At 66.3% G+C, this 23,207-nt stretch carries 24 protein-coding genes and 1 other RNA gene; 12 read left to right on the top strand and 13 right to left on the bottom strand.

Annotated elements, in window-relative coordinates; translation table 11 throughout:
• Positions 1-24 precede the first annotated feature (24 nt).
• The 5 genes from ACO07I_RS11650 to ACO07I_RS11630 form a co-directional block, all read right to left on the bottom strand.
• Entirely contained in the window at positions 25-978 is a 954-nt protein-coding gene (locus ACO07I_RS11650; protein ID WP_422017436.1) for an ABC transporter substrate-binding protein, read from the bottom strand.
• A gap of 21 nt (positions 979-999) precedes the next feature.
• Positions 1,000-1,770, bottom strand: a complete 771-nt coding sequence (locus ACO07I_RS11645; protein WP_422017434.1) for an ABC transporter ATP-binding protein — start codon at positions 1,768-1,770, stop codon at positions 1,000-1,002.
• Positions 1,771-1,780: 10 nt separating this feature from the next.
• On the bottom strand, positions 1,781-2,572 hold the full coding sequence (locus ACO07I_RS11640) for an ABC transporter permease (RefSeq protein WP_422017432.1): 792 nt from the start codon (positions 2,570-2,572) through the stop codon (positions 1,781-1,783).
• Positions 2,562-3,341 (bottom strand): ABC transporter permease, encoded by a 780-nt coding sequence (locus ACO07I_RS11635; protein ID WP_422017430.1) that lies wholly within the window; start codon positions 3,339-3,341, stop codon positions 2,562-2,564. Before ACO07I_RS11635 ends, ACO07I_RS11640 begins: the two co-directional genes overlap by 11 nt.
• A gap of 104 nt (positions 3,342-3,445) precedes the next feature.
• Positions 3,446-4,354, bottom strand: a complete 909-nt coding sequence (locus ACO07I_RS11630) for an alpha/beta fold hydrolase (protein WP_422017428.1) — start codon at positions 4,352-4,354, stop codon at positions 3,446-3,448.
• Between the two features lie 262 nt (positions 4,355-4,616).
• Between ACO07I_RS11630 and ACO07I_RS11625 the strand changes: the two genes are divergently transcribed.
• The 3 genes from ACO07I_RS11625 (at position 4,617) to ACO07I_RS11615 (ending at position 6,917) form a co-directional block, all read left to right on the top strand.
• The gene (locus ACO07I_RS11625) at positions 4,617-5,294 is read left to right on the top strand and encodes a GntR family transcriptional regulator (RefSeq protein ID WP_422017426.1); all 678 of its coding nucleotides are present in this window, start codon (positions 4,617-4,619) and stop codon (positions 5,292-5,294) included.
• A 244-nt stretch (positions 5,295-5,538) separates the two neighbouring features.
• Positions 5,539-6,288 (top strand): Bax inhibitor-1/YccA family protein, encoded by a 750-nt coding sequence (locus tag ACO07I_RS11620; protein ID WP_298309506.1) that lies wholly within the window; start codon positions 5,539-5,541, stop codon positions 6,286-6,288.
• Positions 6,289-6,410: 122 nt separating this feature from the next.
• Positions 6,411-6,917 carry a winged helix-turn-helix transcriptional regulator gene (locus ACO07I_RS11615; protein ID WP_422017424.1) on the top strand — a complete coding sequence of 169 codons (507 nt, stop codon included), beginning with the start codon at positions 6,411-6,413 and terminating at the stop codon, positions 6,915-6,917.
• Between the two features lie 25 nt (positions 6,918-6,942).
• Here ACO07I_RS11615 and ACO07I_RS11610 read toward each other — a convergent pair whose 3' ends face one another.
• Entirely contained in the window at positions 6,943-7,131 is a 189-nt protein-coding gene (locus tag ACO07I_RS11610) for a DUF4169 family protein (RefSeq protein WP_422017422.1), read from the bottom strand.
• Positions 7,132-7,198: 67 nt separating this feature from the next.
• Here ACO07I_RS11610 and ACO07I_RS11605 point away from each other — a divergent pair, with 67 nt between their 5' ends.
• Complete coding sequence (locus ACO07I_RS11605) at positions 7,199-10,411, top strand: AsmA family protein (protein WP_422017420.1); 3,213 nt, start codon at positions 7,199-7,201, stop codon at positions 10,409-10,411.
• An 8-nt stretch (positions 10,412-10,419) separates the two neighbouring features.
• Positions 10,420-11,250: a nitroreductase family protein gene (locus ACO07I_RS11600; RefSeq protein ID WP_422017418.1), complete on the top strand. Its 831-nt coding sequence runs from the start codon at positions 10,420-10,422 to the stop codon at positions 11,248-11,250.
• Here ACO07I_RS11600 and ACO07I_RS11595 read toward each other — a convergent pair.
• Positions 11,237-11,509 carry a ribbon-helix-helix domain-containing protein gene (locus tag ACO07I_RS11595; RefSeq protein ID WP_422017416.1) on the bottom strand — a complete coding sequence of 91 codons (273 nt, stop codon included), beginning with the start codon at positions 11,507-11,509 and terminating at the stop codon, positions 11,237-11,239. The genes ACO07I_RS11600 and ACO07I_RS11595 overlap by 14 nt on opposite strands.
• Positions 11,510-11,575: 66 nt before the next feature.
• Between ACO07I_RS11595 and typA the strand changes: the two genes are divergently transcribed.
• Both typA and ACO07I_RS11585 read left to right on the top strand, forming a co-directional pair.
• Positions 11,576-13,405, top strand: coding sequence for a translational GTPase TypA (gene typA / locus ACO07I_RS11590; protein ID WP_422017414.1), 1,830 nt, complete (start codon positions 11,576-11,578; stop codon positions 13,403-13,405).
• Positions 13,406-13,415: 10 nt separating this feature from the next.
• Positions 13,416-13,841 carry a DUF6481 family protein gene (locus ACO07I_RS11585; protein ID WP_298309513.1) on the top strand — a complete coding sequence of 142 codons (426 nt, stop codon included), beginning with the start codon at positions 13,416-13,418 and terminating at the stop codon, positions 13,839-13,841.
• A 20-nt stretch (positions 13,842-13,861) separates the two neighbouring features.
• Here ACO07I_RS11585 and ACO07I_RS11580 read toward each other — a convergent pair whose 3' ends face one another.
• Complete coding sequence (locus ACO07I_RS11580) at positions 13,862-14,542, bottom strand: VOC family protein (RefSeq protein WP_422017412.1); 681 nt, start codon at positions 14,540-14,542, stop codon at positions 13,862-13,864.
• A 120-nt stretch (positions 14,543-14,662) separates the two neighbouring features.
• Here ACO07I_RS11580 and ACO07I_RS11575 point away from each other — a divergent pair, with 120 nt between their 5' ends.
• Positions 14,663-15,151 (top strand): hypothetical protein, encoded by a 489-nt coding sequence (locus tag ACO07I_RS11575; protein ID WP_422017410.1) that lies wholly within the window; start codon positions 14,663-14,665, stop codon positions 15,149-15,151.
• 3 nt (positions 15,152-15,154) lie between these two features.
• On the opposite strand, the gene ACO07I_RS11570 is transcribed toward ACO07I_RS11575, so the two are convergent.
• The 3 genes from ACO07I_RS11570 to ssrA form a co-directional block, all read right to left on the bottom strand.
• Positions 15,155-16,771: a fumarate hydratase gene (locus tag ACO07I_RS11570; protein ID WP_422017408.1), complete on the bottom strand. Its 1,617-nt coding sequence runs from the start codon at positions 16,769-16,771 to the stop codon at positions 15,155-15,157.
• A 67-nt stretch (positions 16,772-16,838) separates the two neighbouring features.
• A complete protein-coding gene (locus ACO07I_RS11565; protein ID WP_298309517.1) occupies positions 16,839-17,399 on the bottom strand; it encodes an SspB family protein in 561 nt (186 codons plus the stop codon).
• 83 nt (positions 17,400-17,482) lie between these two features.
• Positions 17,483-17,803: a transfer-messenger RNA gene (gene ssrA / locus ACO07I_RS11560) on the bottom strand.
• Between the two features lie 79 nt (positions 17,804-17,882).
• Between ssrA and thyX the strand changes: the two genes are divergently transcribed.
• Positions 17,883-18,821 (top strand): FAD-dependent thymidylate synthase, encoded by a 939-nt coding sequence (gene thyX / locus ACO07I_RS11555; protein ID WP_422017406.1) that lies wholly within the window; start codon positions 17,883-17,885, stop codon positions 18,819-18,821.
• Positions 18,818-19,366 (top strand): GNAT family N-acetyltransferase, encoded by a 549-nt coding sequence (locus ACO07I_RS11550; RefSeq protein ID WP_422017404.1) that lies wholly within the window; start codon positions 18,818-18,820, stop codon positions 19,364-19,366. Before thyX ends, ACO07I_RS11550 begins: the two co-directional genes overlap by 4 nt.
• A gap of 41 nt (positions 19,367-19,407) precedes the next feature.
• Here ACO07I_RS11550 and ACO07I_RS11545 read toward each other — a convergent pair whose 3' ends face one another.
• A complete protein-coding gene (locus ACO07I_RS11545; RefSeq protein WP_422017402.1) occupies positions 19,408-19,698 on the bottom strand; it encodes a GIY-YIG nuclease family protein in 291 nt (96 codons plus the stop codon).
• A 61-nt stretch (positions 19,699-19,759) separates the two neighbouring features.
• A complete protein-coding gene (apbC, locus tag ACO07I_RS11540; protein WP_422017400.1) occupies positions 19,760-20,905 on the bottom strand; it encodes an iron-sulfur cluster carrier protein ApbC in 1,146 nt (381 codons plus the stop codon).
• A gap of 150 nt (positions 20,906-21,055) precedes the next feature.
• Here apbC and hflK point away from each other — a divergent pair, with 150 nt between their 5' ends.
• Both hflK and hflC read left to right on the top strand, forming a co-directional pair.
• A complete protein-coding gene (hflK, locus tag ACO07I_RS11535) occupies positions 21,056-22,276 on the top strand; it encodes an FtsH protease activity modulator HflK (RefSeq protein WP_422017398.1) in 1,221 nt (406 codons plus the stop codon).
• Positions 22,273-23,160 carry a protease modulator HflC gene (gene hflC, locus ACO07I_RS11530; protein WP_422017396.1) on the top strand — a complete coding sequence of 296 codons (888 nt, stop codon included), beginning with the start codon at positions 22,273-22,275 and terminating at the stop codon, positions 23,158-23,160. Before hflK ends, hflC begins: the two co-directional genes overlap by 4 nt.
• The last annotated feature ends 47 nt before the right edge of the window (positions 23,161-23,207 follow it).

The raw sequence follows: 23,207 nt of genomic DNA, 5'->3' as shown, positions 1-23,207 counted from the left end.
TGACGGCGGGCGCCGCGGCGTCGCCTACTTGTCCTGCCAGACCAGCGTCTTGAGATCGGCTGTCGAATTGACGATGCCTTCCTTCTTGGCTGCATCCACCCAGAACTGCATCGCTTCGGGCGACATGTCCTTCTGCCAGCGGCCCAGCCCCATCTTCTCGATCACGGCCGGGGGAACCTTCGTGTTGGCGGCGATGGTCTGACGAACGACCGCCGGATCCTTGAAGTCGTCGAGCGCGCGGTTGATCGCGCGCAGGAAGCGCCGGACGACATCCTTGTTCTTCTCGACGTAGGGCTGCATCGCGACGATGCCGCTGAACACGACCGGCGATTTCACATCGGTGAAATAGTAACCGAGGACCGTCGCGCCCTGCGACTTGCCGAGCGTGATGAAGGGCTCGGTCACACCGGCCGCCGCGATGGTGTTGTTGCGCAGCGCCGGCAGCATGTCGGGGAAGGGCACTTCGCGGAACGTCACCGACTTAGGATCGACTCCGTTCTTGCGCAGCCACTCGCGCATCATGGTCCAGTCGGTGTTGTAGCTGAGGTTGGTCGCGACGGCCTTGCCCTTCAGGTCGGCGGGAGTCTTGATCGCCGGATCCGTGGTCAGCACCGCATGGACCGGATCGTCCGACGCCTGCGCGAAATTGAATGAAACGTAGGTGATGGGAATGCCGGCATTGCGCGCATTGAGGACGCCGAGCGCGTCCGAGATACCGAACTGCAGCGAGCCTGACTGCAGGGCGGGAATGATCTGGCCGCCGCCGGCCATCGGCGTCAGTTCGACTTCGAGATTCTCGGCCTTGAAGTAGCCGGCGTCGCGCGCACGCCAGAGATACGAATAGACGCCGACCGGAATGTATCCGACCTTGAGCTTGGTCACGGCGTCCTGCGCCTCGGCCTGTCGAACCGAACCGAAACTCGACAATCCAAATGCGACGCCAAGCGCGATCGCGGCCCCAATCATCCTGAACTTCATGTCACACCTTCCTGTTCAACCTTACCGAGACAACTTTTGCGCCTGCTTGCGCACGAGCGTGTAGACGCGGTGGCGCAGGTGGAGAAATTCCGGTGTTTCCTTGGTCGCGAGTTGATCGCGGGGGCGCGGCAGATCGATTGCAATTTCTTCGACCACGCGCGCCGGCCGTGTCGACAGGACCACGACCTTGTCCGCCATGAAGACGGCCTCGTCGATGTCATGGGTCACGAGCAGGGCTGAGAGCGACATGGTCTGGCAGATCTCCATGACCATGTCCTGAAGGTCGATCCGGGTCTGCGCGTCCACCGAAGCGAAGGGTTCGTCGAGCAGCAGGAGATTCGGGGAGACGACGATCGAGCGCGCCAGGGCGCATCTCTGCTGCATGCCCCCCGATACCTGCCAGGGATAGAGATCGGCAGCATGCTCTAGATTGACGGCCCGCAGCGCCTCGTCGACCCGCTTGTCGTCCGCGCCGGAGCCACGCAGCCCAAAGGCGACGTTCTTTCGGACCGAGAGCCACGGGAACAGGCTGCGGTTATAGTCCTGGAAGACGATCGACAACCACGGCGGCGGATTGTCGAAATGACGGCCGCGGTGGAGCACGCTGCCCGTATCGGGTTGCATCAACGAAGCGATGCAGCGCAGGAGCGTGGTCTTGCCGCAACCCGATGGGCCGACCACCGCAACGAACTGCCCGGGTTCCTGACGGAAGGTCAGGCCGTTCAGGATCGGCGTCGCCCCGGCGGGGAAAGCCTTGGTTATGTTGTCGACCGCAAGGATCGGCTCATTCATGGCGGCACTCTCATCCACGACCGGTCTCCGTCAGTCCGCGCCAGCCGCGATGCCAGGACAGCACGCGCTTTTCGACCGCGAGCAGGGCAAGTGTGAGACCCAGCCCCACAGTGCCGATGGTCAGCACGCCGGCGTATACGTTGGCAGTTTGAAACAGGCGCTGGTTGCGCAGGATGTAGAAACCCAGCCCGTCATCCGCGGCGATGAGCTCGGAGATGACCATCATGACCAGCGCGATGCTGAGCGCGACGCGCATGCCCGAGAAGATGGAGGGGAGCGACGCCGGAAGGACCACGCGCACGAGGCGCTCCGCGGTCGAGAGCCCGACGGCTCGCGCGACGTCCAGCAGGATCGGGTCGACGCGACGCGCGCCGTCGGTCGCCGCGATCAGCACCGGAAATACGGACCCGAAGGCAATGACGAAAATGCGCATCTGGTCGGTGGCGCCGAACAGGATCAGGGAGGCCGGGAGGATCGCTACGGCCGGGATGTAGCGGAGATATTCGATCGTCGGACGGACCCAGGGATCGAGCGAGCGGAGCGAGCCCAGCACGACGCCGGTCACGCACCCGACCAGGATGGCGATGGCGAAGCCCGCCCCTAGTCGGCGAAGGCTCGGCAGCAGGGCGCTGTGGAGCAGCTCGCCATGCCAGAGCTGGATATAGCCTTGGGCAATTCGCTCGATCGGCGGCAGATAGACGGCGGGATAGGTCAGCGCCGCCCATTGCCAGACGGCGACCAGAGCGAGGATCGTCGCGGCCTGCCAGGCCAAAGGCGCGATGTGTCTGCCTTTAGCGATCACGGTTCTCGTTGCTCCACGGCATTGTCGCGCGCTCGACGGTCACGAACAGGGCGTTCACCAGATAGCCGAGCACGCCGGTCACGAAGATCGACGCCCACATGCCGGTGACGAGCCCGCTCAGGCGGACGTTTTCGATGTAGGATCCGATGCCGGGCTGGCCGGTCAGCATTTCGACCGTGATCGCCACCACGAGCGCAATCGCCGACGCGGTGCGAAGACCGGTTGCGAAGGACGGCAGCATCGCCGGCAGAACGATCCGAAAGATCCGGGCGGCTCGCCCGACATGAAGCACGCGGCCGGTTTCCACGAACCGCGGATCGACGTCTTCGACGCCGGCTTTGGTGCTGAACAGAATGGGCCAGATGCTCGCGAAGGCGATCATGAAGAGCTGCATCTGCAGCCCGACGCCGAGGACCAGCAGCGCCACCGGAATGAGGGCGACGGAAGGAATCGGGCGCACGAATTCGAGCAGCGGGCGGGTGGCGATCTCAAGGCGCGGCAGCAAGGCGAGCGCGATGCCGGCACCCGCTCCGGCGACGGCTGCCACGGCAAGGCCCGGCGCCCACGATCCGATCGTCGCCAGGACGGCAGGGGCCAGGTCACCACGCCAGAGGTCGACCGCAGCGGTCTCGACGATGGAGGCCGCCGACGGAAGATCGCGGCGATCGACGAAGCCCAGTGCGCGCACGGCTTCCCAGCCCGCGACCATTGCGGCGATGCCGGCGGCGCCTTTGCCGAATTTGACGGCGAGCGACCGGAACGTCTTCATGCGGGGAGGCAGACTCGGTGCATGCATCCGGGCGATCCCGGGCGTGTTGTCCCCTCGGGAGCCGGGTTCAGGCTTCGCATGATGCCGCGCACGCGATTGCCGTTTCAGTGTCTGGACGTGAAGTCGCGAATGGCCGTCGTGATGGCCTCCGGCGCTTCTTCATTGACGTAGTGGTCGACGTTGTCGACGACGAGCACCGGCAGATCCGGACGCAACGCGCGCGTCTTCTCCAGTGCCGGCGCCGAAACGAGTTTGCTGAGCGCGCCGCGGACGACGAGTGTCGGGCGCGAAACCGACTTGAACGCCGGCACCAGATCGGCGCGCAGGCCTTCTGCCGTCTGCGCCATGGCCGGCGGCGATGCGAGCGGTCGGAAGCCGCCCTCGACCTTCTGATAGGCCGAGGCCGCGCGCAGCGACACCGCGTCCCGCGGCATCAGGGGGTACCGGTTCTGGAGATACTCCTCGATGTCCTGTTGCGACGCGAACAGACGATCGCCGCCATTTACCCGCGCCGAAAGCTGATCCAGCACTTCGGTCTCGATGTACGGCGTGAAGTCGATCGCCACCACGCCACGAACAAGATCGGGGGCCATTACTGCGGCCTCGACCGCGTTCCGGGCGCCGAGCGAATGGCCGATGATGAAGGCCGGCCCCGCGTTCAGCACCTTGATGAGGGCCGCGATATCGGCGGCGAAATCCTTCGCGTCGTAGCCCGCCTCCGGCTTGTCGCTGAGGCCATGGCCGCGCTGATCGACGGCGACGCAGCGCAACGTGTCCTTCAGGGCAAGAAGTTGGGGATCCCATACCGCCGAGTTCGATGTGATGCCGTGCAGGAATATCGCAACCGGTCCATGCCCGATCTCGCGGACGTTCAACGTGATCCGACCGGTGTCGATTCGATGCATGCGGATTGAATCAGCCATGGGCCCCACACTCAAAACTTCTGGCTCGGCGGCGACGGCGGCGGGATCCGCCCTCGCGCGACGACCTTCTCTCTGTGTGTAGCCAATCATCGGCTAAAACGTCTGTCAATAAGATTGACAGACAATCTTACAATAAGCATGGATGTGATTATTGCGAAGCCAACTGTGTGCGGGGCGTGCCTGAAGTTTGTGCAATGATTGGGCCAGCTGCAGACGACGGCGCACGAAATCCGTCGGGATGTGCGTTTGAGCGGGTGGTTGCGGTGCCATTTGCTAAGGTCGCTCTGTGCGGGGCGTGGACTTGCGGAACCGCCATTGCCGGTTCAAACGCTTCGACATTCGGGATTCAGGAATGACAGCAACACTCGACCTGCGGGTAAGCCGCAAAAGCGTCCAGCAGGAGACCGTGGAAAAGCTCCGGCACGCCATACTGTCCGGCGTCTTCTTGCCGGGTATCCGGCTCGTCGAAGCAGACCTGTGCAATTCGCTCGGGGTCAGCCGGCCGTTGCTGCGCGAAGCGCTTCGCAGCCTGCAGGCGGAGCGTCTGATCGATATCGTGCCGAACCGCGGGCCGCAGGTGGCGCGGCTGTCATGGCGGGAAGCGGAGGAGATCTACGAAGTTCGCGAACTTCTCGAGGGCGAGGCTGCCGCGCGTTGCGCCGCCCTGATCGCGAAAGAGGATCTGGCCGACCTGGCCGCGAACCTCGACGCCTTCCGCCGCGCGTCGCGAAGCAGCGAAACGGCCAGCGAGCAGATCAGCACCACGAGCAGCTTCTTCGCCATCATCCTGCGCAACTGCGGCAACAAGATCATCGAAGAGACGCTCACGGGGCTTCAGGCGCGCGTGAATTTCCTGCGCGCCCGTTCGATGTCCCTGCCCGGCCGCGCCAAGCAGAGCTATGTCGAGATGAGTGCGATCTGTGCCGCCATCACGGCCCGCGACACACGGCAGGCACGGAAAGCGGCGCAGGAACACGTGATCAACGCGCGGAATGCCGCCAAGCAGGCATTTGAGGCTGCGCGAGATTGATCGCGTCCCGCCGTTGACCCGGGCGCTGCGGTCATTGGAAATCGCCGTCGATGCTCCCGGCCGCCGCCTTGCGGGCAGGGGGGCTCTTGCGTTTTTGCGCAATGAGTGAACTAATTATTTTCCGCAGGGGCTCCAAATTGGAATCGCGGCGGGCTACTTGGCTATTGATTCAGTCGATCTGTAACCCCAGATTATCTGTCGAAGGGGCTCGGCAAACGAGGCCCCCTTGGAGGCTTGAAACCAGATGGTAAATCCGAACTTCGGCACCTTCAATCGCGCCGGCACCGTTGCCGACCAGGCGTCGTTTGATGTCGGTCTGCGCGCCCACATGGTGCGTGTGTACAATTACATGGCTTCGGGGCTCGCCCTGTCGGGCATCGTGGCCTTCGGTCTGTTCAGCTCGCCGGAACTCGCCAGCCTGTTCTTCCAGGTCCAGGCGGGTCGCGTCGTCGGCCTGAACGTGCTGGGCTGGGTTGCGATCTTCGCTCCGCTCGGCCTGCTGCTTCTGACCTCGTTCCGCGCCGCTCAGATGAGCACCACTGCGGTACAGGCGGTCTACTGGGCGGTCACGGCTTTGATGGGCGTCAGCCTGTCGCTGTTGCTATTCCGCTACACCGGCGCCAGCGTCGCGCGCACCTTCTTCGTGACGGCCGCCGCCTTCGGCGCGCTCAGCCTCTACGGCTACACGACGAAGCGTGACCTCACGGCGATGGGCAAGTTCCTGTTCATGGGCGTGATCGGCCTGATCCTGGCCGGCCTCGTCAACATGATCTGGCCGTCGGGCACGATGAGCTTCATCATCTCCGCCGCGGGCGTGCTGATCTTCTCGGGCCTGATCGCCTACGACACCCAGAAGATCAAGGAGCAGTATTCCGAGGCCTGGGGCACGGACATGATCGAGAAGGTCGCCGTGTTCGGCGCGCTCAGCCTGTACCTGGACTTCGTGAACCTGTTCCAGTTCCTGATGAGCTTCATGGGCCAGTCGCGCGACTAACCGACTGAACCTTCGAAAATTGAAAAGGGCGCCCGGGTCGTGAGATCCGGGCGCTCTGCTTTTGAGGGAGCGGGTCCGCCTCCCAAGATTGCGCCCTGCGCCTGCCGCCCTATACTTTGCGAATGCGGCGCACCTCCTACGAACAGATGAACTGCTCGATCGCATCGGCGCTCGACGTCGTGGGCGAGCCGTGGACGCTGCTGATCGTGCGCGATGCCTTCTACGGCGTGCGCCGCTTCGACGACTTCCAGGAAAATCTCGGTATCGCGCGCAACGTGCTGACCGCGCGGCTGAAGAAGCTCGTGGAGGCCGGGATCTTCCGCAAGACCGCCTATCGCCAGCGCCCGCTGCGCCACGAATACCGCCTCACCGAGAAGGGCGCCGCGCTCTTCACGGTCATTGTCGGGCTGAAACAATGGGGCGACCGCTACGGCCCGGCCGCGCGTGTCGGCAAGCCCATGGACCTGGTCGACCGTGCCGACAACCGGCCACTCGACCCGGTTATGATCGACGCCGAGAGCGGCCGCCGGCTCGAGCTCACCAACGTGCGCGCTGTCGCGGGGCCCGGCGCCGACGAAACCACGCGCACCTTCTTCGAGCGCCTGGCCCTCAACCGGCCGGCGAAATGAGCGCCCCTCAGGACGACAAGGAAGGCTAGTCCTTCTTCTCGGCTTCGAGGCGCTTGCCGTCGATCAGACGCGCGGCGCGCTCCGCGGTGTCCTTGTCCGCGACCTTCTCGGTGCGGGTGCGGCCGAAGCGGCGGCGGTTCGCGTCCGCTTCCGCCTCGCGTTCGCGTTTCGCCTTGTCCTTGCGGGCGCGTCGCAGGTTGACGATCTCGGCCATGGATTTCTCTATGCCGTGCCTGCAGTCGATGCGCTAGTCTTGCCCTGCCGGACCGGGGAGCCCTGCCATGACACCAACCACCCGCAAGCGTCTCCTGATCGGCGGCGGCGGCATCGTCGCGCTGCTGGTCGCAGCCCTCGTGGCCCTGCCCGCCCTGATCGACGTCAATTCCTACAAGCCGCTGATCGTCTCGCAGGTGAAGACGGCGACCGGCCGCGACCTGGTGATCGATGGGCCGATCTCGCTCTCGATCTTCCCCACGCCGACCGTCAGCGTGACCGGCGTGAAGTTCTTCAATGCTGCCGGCTCGAAGAACGCCAACATGGTCGAGGTGAAGTCGGTCACCGTGAAACCGTCGCTGCTGGCCCTGCTGGGCGGCAACATCGAAGTGAGCGAGGTGACGCTCGTCGAGCCCAAGATCGTTCTGGAGATCAATGCCGAAGGCAAGCCGAACTGGGAGTTCGCGCCGTCGGTCGCAGAAGCGAAGCCCGCCGCGGCCAAGCCCAGCTCGCCGCGGCCGCTGTCGCTCGGGCGGCTCACCATCGACAACGGCACGCTGATCTTCAGCGATTCGAAGGCCGGCCTTGCCGTGCTGGCGGAAAAGGCGAACTTCACCGCCTCGGTCGGTTCGATCGACGGTCCCTATTCGCTGGCGGGCGATGCCGCGATCAACGGCGCACCGCTCAAGCTCGATCTCGCCGTGGGTGCGCGGGGCGCCAACGGCCACACCGCTGACCTCACCCTGCAGGCGGGCGGCGGCAAACTGGGGTTCAAGGGCGCGCTGAGCGAACTGGGGGCGGCCGCCAAGATTTCCGGCATGGCCTCCGCGTCGGCCGACTCCCTTACGACCTTCGTCGGTACGCTGGTCAAGCTCGCCGGCCAGCCCGAGCCCATCTTGCCGGCGATTCTTGCCGGCAGGTTCAGCTTCGACGGCGCGGTCGATGTTTCCCCGACGGCGTTCGCCGCGCGCGACTTCAAGATCGCCCTGGGCCAGGACAGTGGCTCGGGATCGCTTTCGGTCGCGCTGAAGCCCAGGCTCGCGGTCGAGGGCAAGCTTGCCGTGCCGAAGCTCGATCTCGACCGGTGGCTGGCGGCGATCCAGCAGTCCGCGCCTGCCGCAACGTCCTCGTCTCTCGCTGCGCCGCCCGCGAGCGCACCCGCTGCGACGTCGCAGAGCTACCTTGGGGATCTCACGGCCAAGGTCGCCTTCGAAGTCGGCGAGGTGATCTACAACAAGCAGCCGGTCCGCAACGTGGTGCTGGAGATCGATGCCCGTGGCGGCGCCGTGGCGGTGCCGAAGCTCACCGCCACGCTGCCTGGCGACATGGTCCTGCAGGCGCAGTCGACCCTGGCGGGCGATGCCGCGCGGCCGGGCGTCACCGGGCAGTTCAGCCTGGTCGGGCCCAAGCTGCGCGAAACCTTGTCCTGGCTCGCCGTCGACCTGTCGTCGGTGCCGCCCTCGAAGCTGCAGAAACTCAGCCTGCGCGGCCGCATGTCTTCGACCGGCGGCAACGTGCAGGTGAGCGATGCCGTCTTCGAGCTCGACGATCTCAAGGGCAGCGGCGGCGTGACGGTCACCTTCACCGTGCCGCTGTCGATCGTGACCAGCGTCAGCCTCGACACGCTCGACCTCGATTCCTTCCTGGTCCCGGTCGCGGCGCGGCAGAAGCCTGCCGCTGCCGCCGGTGCTTCCGCGCCGCCTTCGGCGCTTGCCGTGGCCGGCCCCTCGGTCGGGCTCAAGGCCAAGGTGGCCCGGCTGATCTACAACAAGGAGACGATCCAGGGTGTCGATGTCGACGTGGCGCTGCAGGGCACCACGCTGAGGCTGAACGACGTCAAGGTTTCGAACCTGGGCGGCGGCCGTCTCGCGGTGCGCGGCACCGTCGCCAATTATTCGGCGCCGCAGCCGCGCGCCGACATCGCCTTCAACTTCGAGGCACCCGACATGAGCCGCGTGCTCAGGGTCGCCGGCACCACGGCGCCGGCCGATCTCGGCGCGGTGAGCGCGAGCGGGGGCGTCGCGGGCACGGCCGAGCAGCTCACGCTGCGCGAGTTCAACGTCAACGCCATGGGCCAGAGCGTGAAGGCGAACGGCACCCTGGCGCTGCCGGGTGCGTCGAAGGGGGCGCCTCAGTCGGCCGCCTACAAGGGCAACCTGGTGCTCAACGGCCAGGCGATCGACGGGTCGATCGATGCCCGCCTGACCGGCCGTACCACGATCAACGCCGACCTGCGGGCAAGCGTGCTCGATCTCGACCGGATCGGCGGCAGCGGCGGGGCGCCGGCACGGCCGGCCGCGCGCGGAGCGGCGGCGGCCAAGCCGATCGACACGGCAGCGTTGCGCAGCATCGACGGCTCGCTGAAGCTGGTGGCCGGCACCCTGGTCAGTTCGCCGCTGCGCATCGGCAATGCCGAGCTCGCGGCCTCGCTGAAGGACGGCATCCTGACGGTCCAGCACTTCAAGGGATCGCTCTATGGCGGTTCGCTGGCGCTCGCGGGGACGGTCAACGCCACCAAGCCGGCGCTGTCCTTCGATTTCAAGGGTGACGCCAACAGCATCATCCTGGGCGAGATGCTGCGCAGCACCTCCGGTTCCAACCAGTTCGGCGGCGCCATCAAGGTGACGATCGACGGCAAGCTGAACGCCAACGGCATCACCCTGCGCGGCGGCGGTACGACCGCCGACCAGATCAGGGCCTCGATGGCGGGCGGCGCGCAGCTCGGCGGCCATATCTTCGTCGGGGCCGACCGCGCCCTGCAGATGCTGGGCTCGATGGCGGCCGGCGCCGCCAGCACGGTGATCGACCAGACCCTGGGCAACGTGCTGGGCGCCGTCGGCCAGCGCGGCATGTCGCCCACCAACATGCTGAACGCGATCTCGCTGGTGTTGAACCGCTTCGTCAACCACGACAGCCCGATCTCGGGGCATGTCGACATCGCGGGAGGCGTGCTGACCGACAAGGGACTCGCGGTGCAGGGAAATCGTGCCACGGCACGCATTTCCACGCGCACCAATCTCGGCGCCTCGACCACTGACACGACGGTGAATTTCTACATCGCGGAGGACGGGTCGGCGCCCTACCTGATCACGACCGCGCGGGGCGCGATGTCCTCGCCTTCGCTCGGTGTCTCACGCGGCACCGCCAAGGATCCGCCGGGCATGGCCAGCACCCTGCCCGGCGCCCAGCAGCTGCAGCAGCTGGAGCAGGTCCTACCGGGGCAACCGCGCTCGCTGATCCCCAATGTCCCCATTCCCCTGCCAAACATCTTCGGCCGTTAGGAGTTGCCGTGCTTGATCGTCTGAAGTCCGTGCTGAAGTCGCGGTTCGGTTCCGCGCCCGCTTTGTCGGAGGCCCCGAAGGGAGTCGAGGTCCTGGCCGAGATGGCCAACCGCCGCGTCGTGCGGCGCTATTCCGACAAGCCGCTGGACCCGGCGCTGCTCGACACGCTGTGCGCCGTGGCGCTCTCGGCGCCGTCCAAGAGCGACCTGCAGCAGGCCGACATCGTGATCGTCACCGACAAGGAACAGCGCGAGAAGCTCCAGGCGCTGATACCGGAGAATCCGTGGGCCGCCGCCGGCCCGGCCCTGCTGGTGTTCTGCGGCAACAACCGCCGGCACCGGCTGCTGTTCGACTGGCGCGGCCGGCCCTTCGTGAACGACCATCTCGACCCATTCTTCAATGCCGCCGTGGATGCCGGCATCGTGCTCGCCACCTTCATTGCCGCAGCCGACCGGGTCGGGCTCGGGACCTGCCCGATCAGCCAGATCCGCAACCAGGCGGCCCAGGTCTCCGAGGTGCTCGGCCTGCCGCAGCATGTCTTCCCGATGGCAGGGCTGGGTGTCGGCTGGCCGTCCTTCGAAGGGGTGATGAGCCCGCGCCTCGGGCTCGACGTGTCGATTCATCGCGACCGCTACGACGAAACCGGTCTCCGCGAAAAGGTCGAGGCCTACGACCGGCGGCGCAACGAAACCCAGCCTTACAAAACACAACGCTTCGTGGAGAAATTCGGAGACGACCCGTCCTACGGCTGGTCCGAGGATAAGGCGCGGCAATATTCGGTGCCGGAGCGCGCCGATTTCGGCGCATTCGTGCGTGCCAAGGGTTTCAATCTCGACTGATCGTGCGTTGCTTCAGTTCCCTCAGCACGTGAAGTCGCAGGGCGCTCGACAGGTTGGTCTGACCCTGTACCCGGCCGCGGTCGATCTCGGCCACCAGGGCGTTGAGCGACAGGCCGCGCGCCTGGGACAGGGCTGAAAGCTCGGTCCAGAAGGCATCCTCCAGCGAGATGCTGGTGCGGTGGCCGTCGATCGTGACCGAGCGTTTCTGCATGACGGGACTGTGGCAGCGCGCCCCGGCAGCGGCAACACGCCTCCGCATGCTGCCTTGCCGCCGTCACAGAGCGTGCGTATAAGCGCGCCCAACCAACCCTCCGGACAAATCATTATGGAAATCCGTAACGTCGCGATCATCGCGCACGTCGACCATGGCAAGACCACACTGGTCGATTGCCTGCTGAAGCAGAGCGGCACCTTCCGCGAGAACCAGCAGGTGGCCGAGCGCGCCATGGATTCGAACGACCTCGAACGCGAACGGGGTATCACCATCCTGGCCAAGGCGACCTCGGTCGAGTGGCATGGCACGCGTATCAACATCGTCGACACGCCGGGCCACGCCGACTTCGGCGGCGAGGTCGAGCGCATCCTGTCGATGGTCGACGGTGTCGTGCTGCTGGTCGACGCTGCCGAAGGGCCGCTGCCGCAGACCAAGTTCGTGCTGGGCAAGGCGCTGCGCCTCGGCCTGAAGCCGATCGTGCTGATCAACAAGGTCGACCGCTCCGACGCGCGCGCCCACGAAGTGCACGACGAGGTGTTCGATCTCTTCTCGGCGCTCGAGGCTTCCGACGAGCAGCTCGACTTCCCGACGCTCTTCGCCTCGGCCCGCCAGGGCTGGGCCGCGACCTCGCTCGAGGCCGAGCACACGGACATGACGCCGCTGTTCCAACTGCTGGTGAACCATGTTCCGGCGCCGAAGGTCGATCCCGATCCGGCGTTCCGCATGCTTGTGACGACGCTCGAGGCCGACAATTTCCTTGGCCGCATCCTGACGGGCCGCATCCTGTCGGGTTCGATCAAGCCCAACTCGATGGTCAAGGCGCTGAGCCGCGACGGCAAGGAACTCGAGCAGACTCGTATCACGCGCATCCTGGCATTCCGCGGCCTCGAGCGTGTGGCGCTCGAATCGGCAGAGGCCGGCGACATCGTGGCCATTGCCGGTATGAAGGTCGCCACCGTGGCCGACACGATCGGTGATCTGACGATCTCCGAGCCGATCACCTCGCAGCCGATCGACCCGCCGACGTTGGCCATGACCTTCATGGTGAACGACTCGCCGCTCGCCGGCACCGAAGGCGACAAGGTCACGACCCGCATGATCCGCGCGCGCCTGATGCGCGAGGCGGAAGGCAACGTCGCGATCCGCGTCAGTGACACCGAGAACGCCGATTCCTACGAAGTCGCCGGCCGCGGCGAATTGCAGCTCGGCGTGTTGATCGAGACGATGCGCCGCGAGGGCTTCGAACTCGCCGTCGGCCGTCCACGCGTGCTGTTCCAGACCGATCCGGTCACTGGCCAGCGCCAGGAGCCGATCGAGGAAGTCGTGATCGACGTCGACGACGCCTATACCGGTGCGGTCGTGGAGCAGATCTCGCTGCGCAAGGGCGAGCTGCAGGACATGCGCCCGTCGGGCGCCGGCAAGACGCGCCTGGTGTTCTACGCTCCGTCGCGTGGCCTGATCGGTTATCACGGCGAATTCCTGACCGATACGCGCGGCACGGGCGTGATGAACCGCCTGTTCCACGAATACGGCGCCTATCGCGGCCCGATCGCCGGCCGCCGCAACGGTGCGCTGATCGCCAATGCCGCGGGCAACGCGGTGATGTACGCGATGTGGAATCTCGAGGATCGCGGCCCGATGTTCATCGAGCCCGGCGTGCCCGTCTACATGGGCATGGTGATCGGCGAACACAGCCGCGGCAACGACCTCGAAGTGAACGTCCTCAAGGGCAAGCAGCTCACCAACATTCGTGCCGCCGGCAAGGACGAGGCTGTCCGCCTCACGCCGCCGCGCAAGATGTCGCTCGAGCAGGCGATCGCCTATATTGAGGAAGACGAACTCGTCGAGATCACCCCGAAATCGATCCGGCTGCGTAAGCGGTTCCTCAATGCCGAGGACCGCAAGCGCGCCAAGAAGCAGGCCGCTACGGCGGCGGAGTAAAGACTAGGACATGAGCGGCAGGAACGTGGATTTCGGCGATCGCCTTGCGACCGCCGCGGCGGCCAAGCAGGCTTTGCTCGAGAAGGCCAAGGCCAAGGCCAACGATCCGGAACTGATCAAGAAGCAGGCCGAGCGCGCCGCCATCGCGGCCGCCCGCGAGGCTCGCGAGGCCGAGCGTCGGGAAGCCAAGCGGCTGGAAGACGCGCGCATCGCCGCCGAAGTGGCGGCGGCAAAGGAAGCGGCCGAAGCGGCGGCGGCAAAAGCGGCCGCAGAGGCTGCAGCCGCCGCAGCCGAAGCCGCCGCGGCGGCCGAAGCCGCGGAGGCCGAGCGTGCCGCGCGACGGGCCGCTGCCAAGCCGGTGCTGACCGAGGCCGAGCAGAAGGCCGCCCGCGACGCCCGCTACGCCGCCCGCAAGGCCCGCAAGGGCAAGCGCTAAGACTCCATCCGGCGGGGCGCCTAAAGCGTCCCGCCCGTCAACGATGCGCGCTGGCTGATCTCGATGTGGTTGCCGTCGGGATCGCAGACGAACGCATAGCGTACCGTCTCTCCCAGCACGCGCGGCTCGCCCCCCGGGGCGCCGCCGCGCTCCAGGATGCCGGCATACTCGGCCAGGCAATCCCACACCTGCACCGTCATGTAGCGATAGCCGGGCCCGCGCCACTGGCCGACCGCGCTCTCGACCTTTCCCCGTTCGCTCACCACGACCAGCGAGTCGCCGCAGCGATAGCGACCCTCGCCCACGCGTTCGAACTGCATGGCGTGCGTCCAGAACCGGTCGTGGGCGGCGGGATCGTTGACCCGCAGCAGGATGGCGACGCCGTCGACCCCGTGCAGCCCCTTCGAGACGAGGGTCACCTTGTTGCCGTCGGGATCGGCGAGCGGCTGCGGTGCCGATAGCCCCTCGCGCGCGATCTCGAGGCCGATGATGCCCGAGGGCGGCGCGTCGGGCAGGGGGCCGCGGGCATGATTCATCTTCAGGATAGAGCCGTTCATGTGGTGGCGGTGCTGCTGCATGCCACCGCCCAGCTTGCCCATATGGTCGTAGGGCAGGCCGACCGTCTGCTGCCAGAAGGCGAGTTGCTCGTCGCGCTTGTTGGAGAACAGGCCGACGTCGAGATGCTGCTTGGCGAGGTTCATGGCAGGGAGTGTAGCGCACGCTGGAAAACAATTCTTACAAACCCTGCCGCGACTCCGCGGCCCCGCAATCCTAGAAAGACGTGATGGGGGAGGGCCGGCCGCCGGGGGGCGGCCGGCAGGTTGTGGGAAGGGCTGTCGATGATTCGCGCCATGATCGGCACGCTGGCCGTGCTGGCCGGCTTTGCCGTCGTCGAGCGTTCGGTCGACGCCAGCACCGGCCCGCCCGGCTCATGCGGGTCGACCCCTGTCCATACACTGCTGTCGCCCGGCGATTCCGTGACGGTGAGGTCGGCGCCGACGCCGCTCTCGCCGGCGATCGGGGCGATGCGAGGAGACACGGGCGTCGTCCTGTCCGGCGGCCAAGCCGGGTGGGCACACATCGCAACCGCCGACGCTCCACACCGCGATGGTTGGGTGCCCGCGGACCGGCTCTGGATCGATGTCGAAGCGGGCCGGGCGCTCTACAGCCTGCCCGGGCCCATGGGGCGCAAGCTCACGACTTCGGACGGTGCATCCGGCAACTTCCGCGTGCTCGGGTGCCACGGCCCCTGGCTGCACGTCATCAACGCCCGCACCGGCGCCGTCTGGATCGACGGCCGCCGGTCGTGAAGATCAGATCTTCAGGTCGCTGAAGAAGTCGTTGCCCTTGTCGTCGGTGATGATGAAGGCCGGGAAGTTCTCGACCTGGATGCGCCAGATCGCTTCCATGCCGAGTTCCGGATACTCGAGAACCTCGACCTTCTTGATCACGTCCTGCGCGAGGATGGCGGCCGGGCCGCCGATCGAGCCGAGATAGAAGCCCTTGTGCTTACGGCAGGCGTCGACGACCTGCTTGCTGCGGTTGCCCTTGGCCAGCATGACCATCGAGCCGCCATTGGCCTGGAAGAGATCGACGTAGGAGTCCATGCGCCCGGCCGTGGTCGGGCCGAACGAGCCCGAGGCCATGCCGGTCGGCGTCTTGGCGGGGCCGGCGTAGTAGACCGGGAACTGCTTGAAATAGTCCGGCAGGCCCTCGCCGCGGTCGAGCCGCTCCTTGAGTTTGGCGTGGGCGGAGTCGCGCGCGACGATCAGGGTGCCGCTCAGGTTCACGCGGGTCTTCACGGGATGCCTGGTCAGCACCGAGAGCGTGTGCGCCATGCCCTTGTTCAGGTCGACCGAAACGACGTCGCCCGAGAGCTGCGCCGGCTCGACGTCGGGCAGGAACTGCGCCGGATTGTGCTCGAGCTGCTCGAGGAAGACGCCGTCCTTCGTGATCTTGCCCACGGCCTGGCGGTCGGCCGAGCAGGAGACGCCGATGCCGATCGGCACCGAGGCGCCGTGGCGGGCGATGCGGATCACGCGCACGTCGTGGCAGAAATACTTGCCGCCGAACTGTGCGCCGATGCCCATCTGGCGCGTGAGCTCCAGCACCTTCTGCTCCATCTCGCGATCGCGGATGGCCACGCCCTTGTTGTTGCCCTCGCTGGGCAGGTCGTCGAGGTAGCGCGTCGAGGCGAGCTTCACCGTCTTGAGATTCATTTCCGCCGAGGTGCCGCCGACCACGATGGCGAGGTGATAGGGCGGGCAGGCGGCGGTGCCGAGCGTGCGGATCTGGGTGTCGAGGAACTTGAGCAGCGCGGCCTCGTTCAGCACGGCCGGCGTCTGCTGGTGCAGGTAGGTCTTGTTGGCCGAGCCGCCGCCCTTGGCGACGAAGAGGAATTTGTAGGCGTCGCCGTCGGTCGCATAGATGTCGATCTGCGCCGGCAGGTTGGTGCCGGTCTGCACTTCCTTGAACATCGACAGCGGCGAGACCTGCGAATAGCGCAGGTTGGTCTCGGTGTAGGTCTTGTAGACGCCCCGGGCGATCGCTTCCTCGTCGCCGCCGCCGGTCCACACCGCCTGGCCCTTCTTGGCCATGACGATGGCGGTGCCGGTGTCCTGGCACATCGGCAGCACGCCGCCGGCCGAGATGTTGGCGTTCTTCAGCAGTTCGAGAGCCACGTAGCGGTCGTTGGCCGAGGCCTCGCCGTCGTCGAGGATGTTGCGCAGCTGCTGGAGGTGGCCCGGGCGCAGCAGGTGGGAAATGTCGTGGAAGGCCGCGGCCGTCAGGGTGGTCAGGGCCTCGGGCTCGACGGTGAGCACGTCGCGGCCGTTGAATTTGGTGGTGCCGACGAAATCCGAGGTGAGCTTGCGGTAGGGCGTCGTGTCCTCGTGGCTCGGGAACATTTCCTGAAACTGGAACTCGGGCATGCGTCTTCTCTCCTGGCGACCCTCTCGGGGCGCCGGTTTCCTGCCGCAGCCGGGCGGCGGCGTCTACCTACTTCTTTCGGAAGCTGTCGAGCTTGACGACCTTGGAGGCCGCATCCTCGGGCTTGGGCGCGTCGGCGGGGGCGGCCTCGCCGTCGGTCGCGGCGGTCTCGCCTTCCTGAACGGGCGGGGCCGGCCGCTTCTCCGGCACCGGCAGCGGGGTCGGCGCGGCCGCGCCTTCCGGCTTGTCGGCGGAGACCTTCTCTCCCGTTTCCTTGTCCCGGCGGTCGAACTGGAGGCCGAAGCGAACCGAGGGGTCGACGAAGGCCGAGAGCGCGGCGAACGGGACCTTTATGCGCTCCTGCTGCTTGTTGAAGCTGACCATCACCTCGAAATCGTCCTCGCGGATGATCAGGTCCCAATACTGGTGCTGCAGCACGATGGTCATTTCATCGGGATACTTGGCGCGCAGATAATCCGGCAATTCGACGCCCGGATCGTTGCTGCGGAAGCTGATGTAGAAATGGTGCGAGCCCGGCAGTCCCGTTTCCGCGACCTGAGTCAGCACGCGTCGCACGACGCTGCGCAGCGCATCGTCGACGAGAGCGTCGTAGTGAAAGCGATCGTTCATGGCCTGTCGGAAATTTGTGAAAGCATCGACCCGCCCTGCCGGAGAGTCAACGATGGCAATAGCCGTCAATTGGACGGAAGGAAAGTGGGGGGCTTCTGTTGCCCGGTGCCCCCCGGACCGCGCTTACGTCCGCTGTTTAGGCGGCAGCAGCGAGTGTAACGGTGTTATCGTTAGCACTTGTGAATGGCCCGTCACGGCGGAACCATACCGGGCAAAAACCGCGCCTTTACCACGCTCGTCGATCCTGGTTCGCCCCCATCGGTTCCGCCCGAGGGCGGAGAGAAATGGTGGAGGCGCCGGGTACTGCCCCCGGGTCCGAAACGCTTATTTCACGCGGCGTTTATCGCCATAGTCGGTTTCCCGACGCGCCCTATATAGGCGCTTCCGCCGGCTTTTTGAAGGCGTGTCCGCCCCCAGATCCTTCCTTGCCCGCCCGATGCGATTCCCCCCATAAAGCCCGGCGAAACCAAGGACAGCGAACCGATGCCCCTCTCCAGCGACCAGCAGGCAGAAATCGACCAGGCCCGGGCCGGCGCCCAGCCGACCTTGCGCCCGGTCGCTCCGGCGCTGGAGGAAATCCTCTACCAGGCGCTGCCGGTGCTCGATCACGGGTTCGTCCGCGTCGTCGACTATATGGGCGACGATGCCGCCGTGGTGCAGGCCGCGCGGGTGAGCTACGGCCGCGGCACCAAGAAGGTCAGCGAGGATCGCGGGCTCATCAACTATCTCATGCGGCACCGCCACACGACGCCGTTCGAGATGTGCGAGATCAAGTACCACGTGAAGCTGCCGATCTTCGTGGCGCGCCAGTGGATCCGGCATCGCACCGCCAACGTGAACGAATATTCCGCGCGCTATTCGATCCTCGACAACGAATTCTACGTACCCAAGCCCGAGCATCTCGCCGCCCAGAGCGCGATGAACCGCCAGGGCAGAGACGCGGTGCTGGCCGGCAAGGAGGCCGAGCGCGTCTTCAGCCTGCTGAAGCAGGACGCCGAGCTGGTCTACGAGCACTATCTGGAGATGCTGAACGAGGGCGAGGGTGGTGCGCCGCTCGATCCCGAAAGGTCCGGCCTCGCGCGCGAGCTGGCGCGCATGAACCTGTCGCTCGGCTTCTATACCCAGTGGTACTGGAAGACGAACCTGCACAACCTCATGCACTTCCTCTCACTGCGCGCCGATGCCCACGCGCAGTATGAGATCCGCGTCTATGCCGAGACCATGCTCGATACGCTGAAGCGCTGGTGCCCGATCAGCCACGACGCCTTCGTCGAATATCGCCTGGGCGGCACGCACCTCTCCAAGACCGGGCTGGCCATCGTGAAGCGCATGCTGGCGGGAGAGGCGGTCGAGCAGAAGTCGAGCGGGCTCAGCGCCCGCGAATGGCGCGAGCTGATGGCGGCGCTCGGTCAGGCGACGTGATCCGCGATCCCGGCCGGCTCAGGCTGCTGCGCGAGCGGCCGCGCGACAACACGGCGGTCGAGGAGATGAACGAGGCGGCCTTTGGCCCGGAGCGTCAGCAGAAGACGGTCTACCGGCTGCGCGAGGGCGTGAAGCCGATCCGCGAACTGTGCTTCGTGGCGATCGACCAGAAGGACAGGATGGTGGCCTCGATCCGCAACTGGCCGATCCTGATCAACGACAAGTGGCAGGCGGTCATGCTGGGCCCGCTCGCCATCTCGCCCGAACTGCGCGGCCTAGGCTACGGCAAGGCGCTGATGTGGCACTCGATGGCGCAGTCGCGCATGCTGGGCCACAGCCGCATCATCCTGGTCGGCGACCCCGAATACTACAACCAGTTCGGTTTCCGCCGCGATCTCGCGCTGAACATCCAGCTCCCCGGCCGGGTCGAGGACCGCCGCTTCCTCGCGCTGGAACTCGTCGCCGGCTCGATGATCGGCGTCCACGGCCTGATCGGCAAATGGCGCGCCGGCTGGCGTCCCAGCAAGACCCGCCAGCGCGGCTAGATTTCTTGTCGTCCTGAGCGCAGCGAAGGACCTCGCGCCAGTTACTCGCTCGGCATCAGATCTCGAAATTCCGGATTGATCGTTCGCACCAGCTCGTTCTTGCGTTCGCGCCGCCAGCCCTTGAGTTGCTTTTCGCGACCAATCGCGTCGTTCGGATTGTCGTATTCCTCGGCATAGACCAGCCGAGTCGCGCGGTATTTCCTGGCGAACTCACTGCCTCGTCCGTTCCGGTGTTCCCAGATCCGGCGTTCGAGATCGTTCGTGACGCCGATGTACATCGCGTTTCCGGAGCCGCTGACGAGGATGTAGGTCCAGTACTGTCGCGTGCCCATCGCGAAGGTCCGTGTCTGGCCGCCCGGTGAGGTCCTTCGCTGTGCTCAGGACGACAATGATTTACTGCACGACGATGTTGGGGGCCTTGCGGGCGCCGCGCTGGTTGGCGGAGAGCTGCTTCCAGACGCGGCCGGCGATGTTCTTGTAGGCCTGCGCGTGCGCGCTGTCGGGCTTCGAGACGACGATGGGGTGGCCGCTGTCGGACGTGGTGCGGATGTCGAGATGGAGCGGGACCTCGCCGAGGAACGGCACGCCGAGCTTGTCGGCCTCCTCGCGGGCGCCGCCATGGCCGAAAATCTCCGAGCGCTCGCCGCAGTGGGGGCACAGGAAATAGCTCATGTTCTCGACGATGCCGAGCACCGGCACCGCGACCTTGCGGAACATGTTGAGGCCCTTGCGGGCATCCACCAGGGCGATGTCCTGCGGCGTCGAGACGATGACGGCGCCGGCCAGCGCCACGCGCTGGGCCAGCGTGAGCTGGGCGTCGCCGGTGCCCGGCGGCATGTCGACCACCAGCACGTCGAGGTCGCCCCACTGCACGTCGCGCAGCATCTGCTCGAGCGCGCTCGAGACCATCGGGCCCCGCCAGATCATCGGCGTGTCCTCGTTCACGATGTAGCCGATCGACATGGTCTTCAGGCCGTACTTCTCGATCGGCTTCAGCATCTTGCCGTCGGCCGATTCGGGCTTCTCCGTCACGCCCAGCATGCGCGGCATCGAGGGGCCATAGATATCGGCATCGAGCAGCCCGGTCGCGAGGCCGTTGGCAGCGAGGCCGAGCGCCAGGTTGACGGCGGTGGTCGACTTGCCGACGCCGCCCTTGCCCGACGCCACTGCGATGATGTGCTTCACGCCCGGCACGTCGATCCGGCCGCCGCCGCCGGTCGTCTTGGCCGCGGGGGCGCCGTGGCTGTGGCCGTGGTGGCCACCCGGCGCGGGCGGTGCAGGGGGCGCCGCGCGCTCCGCGGTCATGACCGCGGTCGCCGAAAGAACGCCGGGCATCGCCCGGATTGCCTGTTCGCAGGCCTGGCGCAGGGGCTCGAGCGCCGTGCCACGCGCCGGATCGACTTCGAGTGTGACCGCGACATGGCCGGCCCGCGTCGCGATACCGCTCACCATTCCGAGTGCCGTCACGCTGCGACCCGTCACGGGATCGATCACCGTGTCGAGAACCTTGCGGATGGCCGTTTCGGTGATTTCCGCCATGTTCTGCTGCTTCCGCTGCGGCGCAATTTCACGGCCGCCGCTTGATTGAAGGTGGGCCTGTCGTCACATATATGCAGAGCGTCTGGAAATCAAAAGCGACAACGCGCCCAAGCGCGGTGACAAGCGGCAGCAGGGGCCCTGAGGTGACAAATGGCGTGGAATAACAACGGCGGCGGCGGCCCCTGGGGCGGCGGCGGCGGTAGTGGCGGCGGCGGTGGCGGTGGTCCCTGGGGCGGCGGCGGTGGCGGTGGCAACAAGGGCGGCGGCGGCGGTGGCGGCGGCCCGTTCGGCTCGCGGCGCCCGCCCGACATGGAAGACGTGATCCGCAAGGGGCAGGAACGCCTCAAAAATCTCATGCCCGGCGGCTTCGGCACCTACAAGGGCATCGCCCTCGTGGTCCTGGGCGCGCTCGTGATCTGGCTGGCCACCGGCTTCTTCCGCGTACAGCCCAACCAGCAGGCCATCCAGCTCGTGTTCGGCAAGCCCTACGGGAAGCCCGTCGAGCCGGGTCTGCACTACAATCTGCCGGCCCCGATCGGCAATGTCGTGGTCGTGAACGTGCAGGACCAGCGCCGCACGGTCATCGGTTCGCGCGGCAGCCAGGCGACCACGCCCTACACGCGGGGCCCGCGCCCGACGTCGACGGAAAACCTGATGCTGACCGGCGACGAGAACATCGTCGACATCGAGTTCGCCGTGCTCTGGCAGATCAAGGACGTGTTCAAGTACGCATTCGACGTGCGCAATCCCGAGGAAAACGTCCGCGCCGGCGCCGAGGCCGCCATGCGCGAGGTGATCGGCAAGTCGAACCTGCAATATGCCCAGACCGAGGGCCGTAGCCGTATCGAGCAGGACACCAAAGACCTGCTGCAGGGCATTCTCGACGAGTATGGCCTCGGCGTGCGCATTTCGCAGATCCAGCTGCTGCGCGTGGACCCGCCGCAGGAAGTCATTGCAGCCTTCCGCGACGTGCAGGCCGCGCGCGCCGACAAGGAGAAGCTGATCAACGAGGGCAACACCTACCGCAACCAGCAGCTCCCGCGGGCAAAGGGTGAGGCGGAATCGATCATCCAGCGCTCCGAAGCCTACAAGGCCGAGACCGTGGCGCGGGCCAGCGGTGACGCCCAGCGTTTCGACCAGGTCTACGAGCAGTGGGCCAAGGCCAAGGACATCACGACCGAGCGTCTGTACCTCGACATGATGGAAGAAGTGCTGCGTAACGTGAACAAGGTGCTGGTCGACAAGGGCACGACCAACAATGGCGGCGTGCTGCCCTATCTGCCGTTGCCCGAGCTGCGCTCGGGACAGACTCCGGGCGTCGGGCCGCAGCCGCCGCGCGCACCTCAGCCGCTGCCGGGAGCCACGCGATGAGCAACCGTTCGATCATCGCGCTGATCGCGCTCGCGATCGTGGGCTTCCTGGTCAGCCAGACCTTCTACACGGTGGATCCGACCAAGCAGGTTCTGGTCCGTCAGTTCGGCGCCATCGTCGGCGAGCCGAAGACCGAACCGGGGCTCTACGCCAAGCTGCCGCTGATCCAGGACATCCAGCGGATCGACCGCCGGCTGCTCGACTACGAAGCCGAGGAGTTCGAGATCATCGCCGGCGACCAGAAGCGCCTCGTGGTCGATGCCTATGCCCGCTACAAGATCGTCGCGGCCAAACTTTATGCGCAGACCGTGCCGGGAGGCGAGACGACCCTGCGCGGGCTCCTCGACTCGCTGATCAATTCGGAAATCCGCGGCGTCCTGTCGTCGGTGCCGCTGCATGCGGTGCTGACCGACCAGCGCGCCAATCTCATGGACGACATCACCCGGCGGGTGAACGTCAAGACCATGGAGCTTGGCGTCCAGACGGTCGACGTTCGCATCAAGCGGGCGGACCTGCCGCAGGCCAACTCGCAATCGGTCTACAACCGCATGAAGACCGACCGCGAGCGCGAGGCCGGCCAGCTCCGCGCCGAGGGCGACGAGGAGAACGCCCGCATCAAGGCGACGGCCGACCGCGAGGTCGCCGTCATCAAGGCGGATGCGGGTCTGAAGGGCCAGGTCCTGCGAGGCGAGGGTGACGCGTCGGCGACCGAGATCTACGCCAAGGCGTTCAGCAAGGACAAAGACTTCTACGCCTTCTACCGGCGCATGGAGGCCTACAAGCAGGCGTTCGGTTCGGGCGGCTCGACCATGCTGCTGAGCCCCGACAACGACTTCTTCCGCTTCTTCAACGACCCGTCGGGACTACCCGCCCCGAAGCCGTAGGAAGCGGCAAAGATCGTACCGACCGGCGGCTGTGGCACTCTTGTCAC

Source organism: Reyranella sp. (assembly GCF_965227665.1).
Taxonomy (GTDB): Bacteria; Pseudomonadota; Alphaproteobacteria; order Reyranellales; family Reyranellaceae; genus Reyranella.
This window is presented reverse-complemented; position numbering and strand designations above follow the sequence as displayed.

Bases quoted from the DNA above. Each gene is read 5' to 3' on its own strand.
- ACO07I_RS11630 (WP_422017428.1), bottom strand. From the start codon at position 4,354: ATGATTGGCTACACACAGAGAGAAGGTCGTCGCGCGAGGGCGGATCCC.
- ACO07I_RS11565 (WP_298309517.1), bottom strand. From the start codon at position 17,399: ATGAACGATCGCTTTCACTACGACGCTCTCGTCGACGATGCGCTGCGC.
- ACO07I_RS11585 (WP_298309513.1), top strand. From the start codon at position 13,416: ATGAGCGGCAGGAACGTGGATTTCGGCGATCGCCTTGCGACCGCCGCG.
- hflC (WP_422017396.1), top strand. From the start codon at position 22,273: ATGAGCAACCGTTCGATCATCGCGCTGATCGCGCTCGCGATCGTGGGC.
- ACO07I_RS11545 (WP_422017402.1), bottom strand. From the start codon at position 19,698: ATGGGCACGCGACAGTACTGGACCTACATCCTCGTCAGCGGCTCCGGA.
- ACO07I_RS11605 (WP_422017420.1), top strand. From the start codon at position 7,199: ATGACACCAACCACCCGCAAGCGTCTCCTGATCGGCGGCGGCGGCATC.
- ACO07I_RS11645 (WP_422017434.1), bottom strand. From the start codon at position 1,770: ATGAATGAGCCGATCCTTGCGGTCGACAACATAACCAAGGCTTTCCCC.
- ACO07I_RS11570 (WP_422017408.1), bottom strand. From the start codon at position 16,771: ATGCCCGAGTTCCAGTTTCAGGAAATGTTCCCGAGCCACGAGGACACG.
- apbC (WP_422017400.1), bottom strand. From the start codon at position 20,905: ATGGCGGAAATCACCGAAACGGCCATCCGCAAGGTTCTCGACACGGTG.
- ACO07I_RS11610 (WP_422017422.1), bottom strand. From the start codon at position 7,131: ATGGCCGAGATCGTCAACCTGCGACGCGCCCGCAAGGACAAGGCGAAA.
- typA (WP_422017414.1), top strand. From the start codon at position 11,576: ATGGAAATCCGTAACGTCGCGATCATCGCGCACGTCGACCATGGCAAG.
- ACO07I_RS11625 (WP_422017426.1), top strand. From the start codon at position 4,617: ATGACAGCAACACTCGACCTGCGGGTAAGCCGCAAAAGCGTCCAGCAG.
- ACO07I_RS11650 (WP_422017436.1), bottom strand. From the start codon at position 978: ATGAAGTTCAGGATGATTGGGGCCGCGATCGCGCTTGGCGTCGCATTT.
- hflK (WP_422017398.1), top strand. From the start codon at position 21,056: ATGGCGTGGAATAACAACGGCGGCGGCGGCCCCTGGGGCGGCGGCGGC.
- thyX (WP_422017406.1), top strand. From the start codon at position 17,883: ATGCCCCTCTCCAGCGACCAGCAGGCAGAAATCGACCAGGCCCGGGCC.
- ACO07I_RS11580 (WP_422017412.1), bottom strand. From the start codon at position 14,542: ATGAACCTCGCCAAGCAGCATCTCGACGTCGGCCTGTTCTCCAACAAG.
- ACO07I_RS11615 (WP_422017424.1), top strand. From the start codon at position 6,411: ATGCGGCGCACCTCCTACGAACAGATGAACTGCTCGATCGCATCGGCG.
- ACO07I_RS11635 (WP_422017430.1), bottom strand. From the start codon at position 3,341: ATGAAGACGTTCCGGTCGCTCGCCGTCAAATTCGGCAAAGGCGCCGCC.
- ACO07I_RS11620 (WP_298309506.1), top strand. From the start codon at position 5,539: ATGGTAAATCCGAACTTCGGCACCTTCAATCGCGCCGGCACCGTTGCC.
- ACO07I_RS11595 (WP_422017416.1), bottom strand. From the start codon at position 11,509: ATGCGGAGGCGTGTTGCCGCTGCCGGGGCGCGCTGCCACAGTCCCGTC.